Source organism: Salipiger sp., from assembly GCF_059781815.1.
In genome coordinates this window covers 1-9,486 of sequence record NZ_JBYNAH010000207.1, presented here as the reverse complement: position 1 = coordinate 9,486, position 9,486 = coordinate 1, and the positions used below count along the sequence as shown (strand labels likewise).

Below are 9,486 nucleotides of genomic sequence, written 5' to 3'. Positions count from 1 at the left end.
TCTCGTCGTATTTCGCAGCGTCGACATGCGCCTTGGACGCGAAGTCGGATGACGGTGGGTACGTGCCGGCAGCGGCGGTTTGGGCATCGTCTTTCATGAAGATCCTCCCTAGATCTGAATTTCCAGAACGCCGCAGTGCGGCATTTCCCATCCCTGGCCTGATCATACGCGAGCCCGAAAATAAATAAATAAGTAACGGGAAACACAGCTTTTATTTGTAAAATATTTTCGTTAGCGCGGCCCAGTGTGTAAATTCCTTCGCAAAGGTTAAGGAATCTGCCGTCATTTCAAGGCGCTCGTGTTGACGCGGTGTAAAGGATGATTCAGCAAGGGCCGGCCGGATCGGTTCGCGCATAGGGTGTGACAAATCGTTCCGGTATGCTTTTGCATACAGATCCGGGCGGGAGGCCGGGGCGGACAAGCGCGGAATGAGTCGGCCATTCGGCTTGCGTCAAGCGTTCGATGCTCTAACCTCCCCGGCCAAGGCGGCTGCAGAGCCGCCGCTCAATGGGAGGAAAATACCAGATGAAGAAGACCACCATGACGCTGTGCGTCTCCGCGCTGACCCTTGCCTTCGCCACCGAGGCGATGGCGACCGAATGGAATGTTTCGGTCTGGGGCAAGCGCCGCGCCTTTACCGAGCATCTGCACAAGCTGGCAGAGCTGGTCGAGGAGAAGACCGGCGGCGAGTTCACCATGAACATCTCGTATGGCGGCCTGTCCAAGAACACCGAGAATCTCGACGGCATCTCGATCGGTGCCTTCGAGGTGGCCCAGTTCTGCGCCGGCTACCACGCCGACAAGAACCGCGCGATCACCGTGCTCGAACTGCCGTTCCTCGGGGTCGCGAACCTCGACGAGGAAGTGGCTGTGAGCCACGCGGTCTATGCGCATCCGGCAGTGGCCGACGAGATGGCGCAGTGGAACGCGCGGATGCTGATGACCAGCCCGATGCCGCAGTACAACCTCGTCGGCACCGGCGAGCCGCGCGACGAACTGGCCGAATTCGACGGCATGCGGGTGCGCGCCACCGGCGGCCTCGGCCGCGCCTTTGAGGCGGTGGGCGGCGTGCCGACCTCGGTGACCTCGTCGGAAGCCTACCAGGCGATGGAATCGGGCGTCGTCGACACCGTGGCCTTCGCCCAGCACGCGCATCTTTCCTTCGGCACCATCAACGAGGCCGACTGGTGGACCGCGAACCTCAACCCCGGCACCGTGAACTGCCCGGTGGTGGTGAACATCGACGCCTACGAGTCGCTCACCGACGAAGAGCGCGAGGCGCTCGACAGCTCGGTCCCCGAGGCCATCGACTATTACCTCGAGAACTACGGCAAGCTGCTGGCGAAGTGGGACGAGGTGCTGGCCGAGAAAGAGGTCGAGAAGGTGATGATCTCGGACGAGCAGCTGGCAGAGTTCAAGAAGGTCGCCGAGCCGATCCACCAGAGCTGGATCGATGACATGACCGCGCAGGGCCTGCCGGGTCAGGAGCTCTACGATCTCGTGAACACGACGCTCGAAGAGACACGCGCCTCGAACTGAGCTTAATCCGCGCCCCGTGCAACGGGGCGATGCTTTCGCCCCCGGGTCGTCGATCCGGGGGCCTCTCACTTCTGAAAGGTGCTGCCATGGCTGGTTCCTCCGCCGTGCTGAGCGACGACTCCACGCTCAGTCGTCTCGACCGGGGATTGCTCAGGCTCGAGACGGTCTTTGCCTTCATTTCCGGCCTCGGGGCCTTTGCCCTGATGCTGCTCGCCGTGGTCTCGGTGAGCGGACGCAATCTCTTCAACGAGCCGCTGCGCGGCTATGTCGACTGGATCGAGACGGCGATGCCGCTGATCGCGATCCTCGGCATCTCCTACGTGCAGCGCCAGGGCGGTCACATCCGCATGGACATTGTCGTGGGCAAGCTGAAGGGCCGCGCGCTCTGGGCGGCGGAATGGCTGACCACCTTCGGCATCCTCGTGCTGATGGTGGCGCTGGTCTGGGGCTCCTGGGCACATTTCGATCGCAGCTTCGACCTGGCGCGGCCGATGTGGTCGCGCGACAGCACCATCGATATTGGCCTGCCGCTCTGGCCGGCCAAGCTGATCGTGCCGGTGGCGTTCTCGGTGATGAGCCTGCGGCTGGTGCTGCAGCTTTGGGGTTACACGCGGGCGCTGGTGCTCGGGCTCGAGCATCCGGTGGCGGTGCCGCTGGTGCAGAGCGTCGCGGAACAGGCGGCTGAGGAAGCCGCGCATATCCAGGGACATGACGACTGATGGATTCGATTGAAATCGGCCTGTGGGTCACCGGCGGGATGCTGGTGATGGTGGTGCTGGGCATGCGCGTGGCCTTTGCCGCGGGGCTTGCCGGGCTTGTGGGGCTTGTGTGGATCTTCTGGGACAAGCGCAGCTACGATCCCGAGATGCTGGGCTGGGCGATCGGCGTGGCGGTCAAGACCGCCGGGCAGATCCCGCATGGCAAGGTGGCCAACCAGGCGCTGAGCCTGATCCCGACCTTCATCCTGATCGGCTATCTCGCCTATTACGCGGGGCTCACCAAGGCGTTGTTCGAGGCGGCCAAGCGCTGGATGGCCTGGGTGCCGGGCGGGCTCGCGGTCTCGACCGTCTTCGCTACCGCGGGCTTCGCGGCGGTGTCGGGCGCGTCCGTGGCGACCTCGGCGGTGTTTGCCCGCATCGCCATCCCCGAGATGCTCAAGATCGGCTATGACAAGCGCTTTGCCGCGGGCGTGGTGGCGGCGGGCGGCACGCTGGCCTCGCTGATCCCGCCCTCGGCGATCCTGGTGATCTACGCCATCATCGTCGAACAGGACGTGGGCAAGCTGCTGCTGGCGGGCTTCATTCCGGGCGCCTTCTCGGCGGTGGTCTATGGCGCGCTGATCATCGGGCTCGCGCTCACCATCAAGGGCTTCGGCCCGCCGGTGCGCGGCTTCACCTGGGGCCAGCGCTTTGCCGCGCTGCCGCCGGCGCTGCCGATCGTGGCGGTGGTCGTGATCATCATCTTCTTCGTCTACAATCCGTTCGGCGACGCCTGGGGCACGCCCACCGAGGGCGGCGCGGTGGGGGCGTTCATCGTCTTCCTGATGGCGCTGCTGCACGGCATGCGCGGCGCCGAGCTGAAGGATGCGCTAATCGAGACGGCGAAGCTGTCGATCATGATCTTCACCATCATCTGGGGCGTGCTGATCTACGTGCGCTTCCTCGGTTTCGCCGACCTGCCCACCGCCTTCGCCGACTGGATCTCGTCGCTGCACTACCCGCCGATGGTGATCCTGATCTGCATCCTGCTGGCCTATGCGGTGCTGGGCATGTTCATGGACGCCATCGGCATGCTGCTGCTGACGCTGCCGGTGGTCTACCCGGCGGTGATGGCGCTCAATGGCGGCGAGGCGGTCTCGGCGGCGGAGAGCACCTTTGGCATGTCGGGAGAGATGTGCGCGATCTGGTTCGGCATCCTGGTGGTGAAGATGGCCGAGTTCTGCCTGATCACCCCGCCCATCGGGCTTAACTGCTTCGTGGTGGCGGGGGTGCGGCCGGATCTCAGCGTGCAGGACGTGTTCCGCGGGGTGACGCCGTTCTTCGTGGCGGATGCGGTGACCATCGGCCTGCTGGTGGCGTTCCCCTCGATCGTGCTCTGGCTGCCCTCGCTGGCCTGAGCCAGCTTGCGCGCGGCCTCATCCGCCCGCGCGGGCGTCTTCGGAAAAACTGCGGCGCCGCCCGGGCAGGGCGGCGCCGTTTTCCTTGGCCGGGACCGGAAGAGGCGGCCGGACGGGATCTGCCACAAGGGAAGGGCTGATCGCATCTTGGGCGATCCGCTGGAAGCAGTGAATTCTTAACTTCTAAGAGCGCGTGAGGGCCGTCCGCTGCCGGTACGGGCGCGGCGGAACCTTTTTCATCAACTGCGCGTTAACCGTGCAGAACGACCGGACGGCCCCGCCGCCGGTGAAGACAAACCAGTGGAAGACCTGATCTCTCGGAGCGCTGCGCTCCAGCGGGGCCCGACGGGCACCGCCCGCAGGGGCTGTGCCTTCCGCACCCGATACGCAAAGGAGACCTGATCATGGAATTCGCAGGCATTGGCGGCTTCATCATTCTCGTGCTCGACATCTGGGCCATCGTCTCGATCATCAGCTCGGGCGCCAGCACCGGCTCGAAGGTGCTGTGGACGCTGCTCGTCCTCATCCTGCCGGTCCTCGGCTTCATCATCTGGCTGATCGCCGGGCCGAAATCGGCGCGCGCCACCGTCTGACCGCCGCTTGATCGTCGGACTTTAACTTTCACGTAACCAAATGATCCCCGATTGGAGGAGCTCGTCATGCTTTACTGGGCCATTCTGTTCTTTGTCGTCGCCATCGTTGCCGCCGTGTTCGGCTTCGGCGGCATCGCCTCCGCATCCGCCGGCATCGCGCAGGTGCTGTTCTTCATCTTCCTGGTGCTCTTCGTCGTCACGATTGTGATGCGGCTCGTGCGCAAGGCCTGACCGGCCGCGCCACGTCAGGCCCCGGACCTGATCACGCCGCCGTGCCCGCCACGGGCGCGGCGGCTTTTCCTTGACCCCACCGTGCGCCCCGAGCCGGGAAGGGGACATGCGCCGCAATGCGTCAGGTCATGGGCCGGAACGCAGAAAGCGCGCCGCAAGGGGCGCGCTTTGCAGAGGGTTCGAAGCGTGAGCGAGAGGCCGGCTCAGGCCTTGAGGGTCTCGGTCGAGGAGAAGAACATCGCCTGGCTGACCGCTGAGCGCACCTGATCCTCGGAATAGGGCTTGGAGATCAGGAAGGCCGGTTCCGGGCGCTCGCCGGTGAGCAGGCGTTCGGGGAAGGCGGTGATGAAGATCACCGGGCGATCGCCAAGTGCCTTGAGGATGTCGTTGACCGCGTCGATGCCCGAGGAGTTGTCGGCGAGCTGGATGTCGGCCAGCACGAGATCCGGGGTTTCCTTGGTGGCGAGGTCGATGGCCGCATCGCGTGTGCGGGCGACCCCGGTGACGCGGTGACCAAGATCGGCGACGATGCTTTCGAGATCCATGGCGATGATCGCCTCGTCCTCGATGATCAGCACGCGGCCCGAGACCGCATCCGCCATTTCCTGACGCGCCAGCAACACCAGCTGCTCGGCCTCGCTGTCGTCGATCTGCATGATCTCGGCGAGCTCGGAAATCGAGAATTCCTCGATCGTGTGCAGCAGCAGCGCCTCGCGGCTGTTGGTGGTCAGCTTCGAGAGCCGGTCATGCGCCTTGGCGACGGCGCCCGAGCCTTCCTCGACCACCGGGGCGCCGGTGCTGACCCAGATGCCATGGAATACCTTGAAGAGGCCGGCCTTGGGCGAGCTGGCATCGGTTGCCGCGCTGCGATCGGTCAGGATCGCCTCGAGCGTGGCGGCGGCGTAATTGTCCCCGGTCGTCTGGCTGCCGGTCAATGCGCGCGCGTAGCGGCGCAGATAGGGAAGCGCTGCTCCGATGGCCTGGCTCAGGTCACCCTTTGACATATCAAACGTCCTTTTTTTCGTTTTTTCGGGAACCAAACGTCCGACTGCTGCATTGGTTCCGGCAAGAGCTTAAAATAATGCACGGCGCGTCAGAGAAAAAGAGCAAGGATCAAATGGGTCACACGCGGAGAAAAGACAAAGAGGCCGAGGTCATCGACGAGAACCTGCGTCGCGTCTATCAGGACATGCTGGACGAAAAGGTTCCCGATCGGTTCCTCGATCTTATCGCGCAGCTGAAGTCGCAGGACGATGGCGAGGATTCCACCGGCGGAGACGCGAAATGAGCGCAGATCCCCGGGACGAGCTCGTCGAGCATCTCCCCGCCCTCCGGGCGTTCGCGCTGTCGCTGACGCGCAACGGTGCGATAGCCGACGACATGGTGCAGGACACGCTGGTCAAGGCGTGGTCGAAGATCTCGAGCTTCGAGCCCGGCACCAACATGCGGGCCTGGTTGTTCACCATCCTGCGCAACACCTACTATTCGAACCGCCGCAAGGCCGGGCGTGAAGTCTCCGATGCCGAGGGGATCTTCACGGAGAGCCTGTCGGAGAAGCCGGCCCATGACGGCCGCCTCCAGATGGCGGATTTCCGGCGCGCCTTCGTGCAGCTGACCGACGAACAGCGCGAAGCGCTGATTCTGGTTGGCGCTCAGGGGTTTTCCTACGAGGATGCGGCCGAGACCTGCGGCGTCGCCGTCGGCACTATCAAGAGCCGTGTGAACCGCGCCCGCGCGCGCCTCGCCGAGCTGCTCAAGCTCGACGATGACGACAAGCTCGAGATGACCGACCAGGCGACGATGGCGGTGGTGACGGGCGCTCGTCCCGCCGCGCGCTGAACCGATGCCGGTCCCGGTCGGAGCGATCCGGCCGGGCAAGACGACGAAAGACGAACGGGCAGGAATGATCGAAAAATCCTCGCCGCGCCTGCGCCCGATGGGTCTCGCTGCGCGCATGATCCTGTTTCTGACGCTGGCACTGGTGCCGCTCGGCGTCGTGGCCTATTTCCAGACAGCAAAGCTGCAGGAAGAGACCCGGCTGCGCTCGCAGCTGTCGCTGGTTGCGCTGACCGAGGCCGCCGCGGTGGGCGAGCGCCAGACTGTGCTGCGTGCCCAGGGCGGGGCGCAGGCACTTGGCGCGACCCTTGGCCACGAGATGATGACCGGCGGCGATCCCGAGGTCTGCTCGCAGCGCCTTGCCTCCTATCTCGCGGCCTCTCCCGGCTATTCCTACGGGCTGGTGCTGACGGCGGATGGCCGCGTGCCCTGCAGTTCCGGCGATCAGCCGATCGACGTGGCCGACTACCCGCGCATGCAGGCCATCGTAGCCGATCCCGGGCCCCGCGCCTGGCTGAACCAGAACGCCCCGCTGAGCGGCCGCCCGGTTATCGTCGTGGCGGAGCCGTTCTTCCTGGGGGGCGAGCTGGCCGGCCACGTGCTGCTCTCTGTCCCGTCGGTGCTGCTCTCGGGCTCCGACAACGACAAGACCCCGGGTCCGAACGGGTTCGAAGATATCGTGACCTTCAACCAGGACGGCGAGCTGCTGACATCGCGCGCGGGCGTGAACGAGGTGACGAACCATCTTCCCGCCGATCTCGACCTTGCGTCGCTGGTCGGCGGGAGGCCGCAGAGCTTTGCCGCCCGCAGCGCCGACGACGAGACGCGGGTTTACGCCGCCGCGCCGCTGGTGCCCGGCATGGTCTACGCGCTGGGGATCTGGAGCCCGGACAATGCCGAGGCCGAGGCGATTGCCGTCAACGGCATCGCCAAGGCGCTGCCGCTGCTGATGTGGGGCGCCTCGGTGATCGTGGCCTTCCTCGCGGTGAACCGTCTGGTGATCCGCCACATCAAGCGGCTGTCGCGCCGGATGCGGATCTTTGCCCGCACCCGCCGCATCCCCGAGCACCGCACCCATCTCGAGATGCCGGCGGAACTGGCCGAAATGGAGGACGATTTCCTCGACATGGCCGATGCCATCCTGCGCGACGAGGCACAGCAGGAGAACGCGCTGCGCGAAAAGACCATCCTGCTGAAGGAGGTCCACCACCGGGTGAAGAACAACCTCCAGCTCATCTCGTCGATCATGAACATGCAGATCCGTCAGGCCGGCGAGGCCGAGACGAAGTTCGTGCTGCAACGCCTGCAGGATCGGATCCGCAGCCTCGCCACGATCCACCGCAACCTCTACCAGACCGAGGATCTCGGCCATGTGGATGCCGGTGCCCTGCTGATCGATCTGGTCGGGCAGATGACCGACATGACCGAGGTCGCAGGCCAGCCGGTCAAGGTGGTCACTGATCTCGAGCATATCGAGGCCGTGCCCGATCAGGCGGTGCCGCTGTCGCTGCTGACCGCCGAGGCGCTGACCAACGCGATGAAATACGCCTCGCCTCCGGTCGGGCGCAGCCAGGCCGAGGTGTCGGTGCGCTTCCGCTACGAGGGCGGCGGCAAGGCGATGCTCGAGATCAGCAACAGCGTGGCGCCCGGGGGGCCGTCGGAACCCGAGATGCGGGTGGAACCGGCGGGGCTCGGTTCGCGTTTGATTCAGGCCTTCACCACGCAGCTCGGCGGAAATCTGACCCAGGTGCGCGAAGCGGGCACCTACCGCGTGCACGTCACTTTCGCGCTGAAGGATTTCGAAGCCGACGAGACCGTTCCCACCAAGGTGCCCAATGTCCCTGACTTCTGAGACCCCGCCCAAGCTGATCCCGCTACCGCAGCCCTGCAACGCCGATGGCGCGCCACGGAAGGTCGGGGTCGAGGTGGAGTTCTCCGGTCTGACCGAGGAAAAGGCGGCACGGGTTCTGGCCGATGCGCTTGGCGGAGCCGCGAGCGAGGAAAAGCCCGGCAACTGGTCGGTGACCGGCACGGATCTTGGGGATTTCGAGTGCTATCTCGACAGCGCCCCGCTCAACAAGATGGACCGCGACGGCATCGGGAAGCCGCTGCGCGAGCTGGCCCGCACCGTGGTGCCGGTCGAGATCGTCAGCGATCCGATCGAGATCGACCAGATCCCGGCGCTCGACGCGGCGCTCGAGGCGCTTGCCAAGGCCGGCGCCACCGGCACCAGCGGCGGGGTGCTTCTTGGGTTCGGCGTGCATTTCAACCCCGAGGCCGCGGCGCTGACCTTCGAGGCCATCGCGCCGGTGCTCACGGCTTATGCGCTGCTCGAGGATCACCTGCGCCGCAGCGCCGGGATCGATCTCTCGCGCCGGATGCTGCCCTGGGTCGATCCCTATCCGCGCGCCTTGATTGACCGGCTCGCGGCGAGCGACGGGCCGTCGGACATGCGCAGCCTGATCGACACCTATCTCGAGCTCGCGCCGTCGCGCAATCACGGGCTCGACATGCTTTGCCTCTTCGCCCAGATCGACCGCACCCGCGTGGCGCGCGTGATGGACATGGAGCAGATCCAGCCCCGGCCGACCTATCACTGGCGCCTGCCGGACTGCCGCATCGACGAGCCCGGCTGGTCGCTGGCGCTGGAATGGAACCGCTGGGTTCTGGTCGAGCGCGTGGCCGCCGACCGGGCGCTGCTGCAGACGCTCAAGGCGGCATGGCGGGACCATCGCGACTCGCTGACGTCGATTCGCTCGGACTGGGCGCGCCGGGTCGCGGGCCTGCTCGAGGGCATGACCTCTTGAGACCTCTGATCGGTGTTACCGTCTCGCGCCGCTCGGGCTGGCGCGTGTTCCCGCTGATGGCGCTGGCCATCTGGCTCGCGGGCGGACGTGCCCTGCGCTGGCAGGCGGGCCATCGCAAAGTCGACCTCGACGCGGTCCACGGCGTGGTGATCGGCGGCGGCGACGACATCGCGCCAACGCTCTACGGCGGCGAGATCCGTCTCGGCGTCCGGCTCGATCCGGCGCGCGACGAGCTTGAATCCGGCGTGCTGCGCGGCGCCTTCGAACGCCGGCTGCCGATCCTCGGGATCTGCCGCGGCTCGCAGATGCTCAACATCGTGCTCGGCGGCACGCTGCATCAGGATGCCTACGAGGTCTACGACTC

Annotated in this window: 11 protein-coding genes; 10 read left to right on the top strand and 1 reads right to left on the bottom strand. The window is 65.7% G+C overall.

Going from position 1 to position 9,486, the window contains the following annotated elements; translation table 11 throughout:
* The first annotated feature begins 525 nt into the window (after positions 1-525).
* The 5 genes from dctP (at position 526) to AC6RA4_RS19750 (ending at position 4,479) form a co-directional block, all read left to right on the top strand.
* Positions 526-1,539, top strand: a complete 1,014-nt coding sequence (gene dctP / locus AC6RA4_RS19770; protein ID WP_500163289.1) for a TRAP transporter substrate-binding protein DctP — start codon at positions 526-528, stop codon at positions 1,537-1,539.
* 86 nt (positions 1,540-1,625) lie between these two features.
* Positions 1,626-2,258 carry a TRAP transporter small permease subunit gene (locus AC6RA4_RS19765; protein ID WP_500163288.1) on the top strand — a complete coding sequence of 211 codons (633 nt, stop codon included), beginning with the start codon at positions 1,626-1,628 and terminating at the stop codon, positions 2,256-2,258.
* The gene (locus tag AC6RA4_RS19760) at positions 2,258-3,655 is read left to right on the top strand and encodes a TRAP transporter large permease (protein ID WP_500163287.1); all 1,398 of its coding nucleotides are present in this window, start codon (positions 2,258-2,260) and stop codon (positions 3,653-3,655) included. Before AC6RA4_RS19765 ends, AC6RA4_RS19760 begins: the two co-directional genes overlap by 1 nt.
* Before the next feature lie 404 nt (positions 3,656-4,059).
* Positions 4,060-4,248, top strand: coding sequence for a PLDc N-terminal domain-containing protein (locus AC6RA4_RS19755; RefSeq protein WP_500163285.1), 189 nt, complete (start codon positions 4,060-4,062; stop codon positions 4,246-4,248).
* Positions 4,249-4,314: 66 nt separating this feature from the next.
* Positions 4,315-4,479, top strand: a complete 165-nt coding sequence (locus tag AC6RA4_RS19750) for a DUF1328 domain-containing protein (RefSeq protein ID WP_500163284.1) — start codon at positions 4,315-4,317, stop codon at positions 4,477-4,479.
* A gap of 203 nt (positions 4,480-4,682) precedes the next feature.
* Here the strand turns inward: AC6RA4_RS19750 and AC6RA4_RS19745 are convergent, their stop codons facing one another.
* Entirely contained in the window at positions 4,683-5,483 is an 801-nt protein-coding gene (locus AC6RA4_RS19745) for a response regulator (protein ID WP_500163283.1), read from the bottom strand.
* A gap of 113 nt (positions 5,484-5,596) precedes the next feature.
* Here AC6RA4_RS19745 and AC6RA4_RS19740 point away from each other — a divergent pair, with 113 nt between their 5' ends.
* From AC6RA4_RS19740 to AC6RA4_RS19720, 5 genes are all read left to right on the top strand, one after another.
* Complete coding sequence (locus tag AC6RA4_RS19740; RefSeq protein WP_500163291.1) at positions 5,597-5,767, top strand: NepR family anti-sigma factor; 171 nt, start codon at positions 5,597-5,599, stop codon at positions 5,765-5,767.
* Positions 5,764-6,318, top strand: a complete 555-nt coding sequence (locus AC6RA4_RS19735; RefSeq protein ID WP_500163281.1) for an RNA polymerase sigma factor — start codon at positions 5,764-5,766, stop codon at positions 6,316-6,318. Before AC6RA4_RS19740 ends, AC6RA4_RS19735 begins: the two co-directional genes overlap by 4 nt.
* A gap of 64 nt (positions 6,319-6,382) precedes the next feature.
* Entirely contained in the window at positions 6,383-8,167 is a 1,785-nt protein-coding gene (locus AC6RA4_RS19730) for a sensor histidine kinase (protein WP_500163280.1), read from the top strand.
* Positions 8,151-9,122, top strand: a complete 972-nt coding sequence (locus AC6RA4_RS19725) for an amidoligase family protein (RefSeq protein ID WP_500163279.1) — start codon at positions 8,151-8,153, stop codon at positions 9,120-9,122. Before AC6RA4_RS19730 ends, AC6RA4_RS19725 begins: the two co-directional genes overlap by 17 nt.
* The coding region (locus tag AC6RA4_RS19720; protein ID WP_500163278.1) for a gamma-glutamyl-gamma-aminobutyrate hydrolase family protein at positions 9,119-9,486 on the top strand (368 nt) is incomplete at its 3' end. The genes AC6RA4_RS19725 and AC6RA4_RS19720, both read left to right, overlap by 4 nt.

What these genes read in the sequence shown, in the direction of transcription:
- dctP (WP_500163289.1), top strand. Translation starts at nt 526, where the DNA reads ATGAAGAAGACCACCATGACGCTGTGCGTCTCCGCGCTGACCCTTGCC.
- AC6RA4_RS19765 (WP_500163288.1), top strand. Translation starts at nt 1,626, where the DNA reads ATGGCTGGTTCCTCCGCCGTGCTGAGCGACGACTCCACGCTCAGTCGT.
- AC6RA4_RS19760 (WP_500163287.1), top strand. Translation starts at nt 2,258, where the DNA reads ATGGATTCGATTGAAATCGGCCTGTGGGTCACCGGCGGGATGCTGGTG.
- AC6RA4_RS19755 (WP_500163285.1), top strand. Translation starts at nt 4,060, where the DNA reads ATGGAATTCGCAGGCATTGGCGGCTTCATCATTCTCGTGCTCGACATC.
- AC6RA4_RS19750 (WP_500163284.1), top strand. Translation starts at nt 4,315, where the DNA reads ATGCTTTACTGGGCCATTCTGTTCTTTGTCGTCGCCATCGTTGCCGCC.
- AC6RA4_RS19745 (WP_500163283.1), bottom strand. Translation starts at nt 5,483, where the DNA reads ATGTCAAAGGGTGACCTGAGCCAGGCCATCGGAGCAGCGCTTCCCTAT.
- AC6RA4_RS19740 (WP_500163291.1), top strand. Translation starts at nt 5,597, where the DNA reads ATGGGTCACACGCGGAGAAAAGACAAAGAGGCCGAGGTCATCGACGAG.
- AC6RA4_RS19735 (WP_500163281.1), top strand. Translation starts at nt 5,764, where the DNA reads ATGAGCGCAGATCCCCGGGACGAGCTCGTCGAGCATCTCCCCGCCCTC.
- AC6RA4_RS19730 (WP_500163280.1), top strand. Translation starts at nt 6,383, where the DNA reads ATGATCGAAAAATCCTCGCCGCGCCTGCGCCCGATGGGTCTCGCTGCG.
- AC6RA4_RS19725 (WP_500163279.1), top strand. Translation starts at nt 8,151, where the DNA reads ATGTCCCTGACTTCTGAGACCCCGCCCAAGCTGATCCCGCTACCGCAG.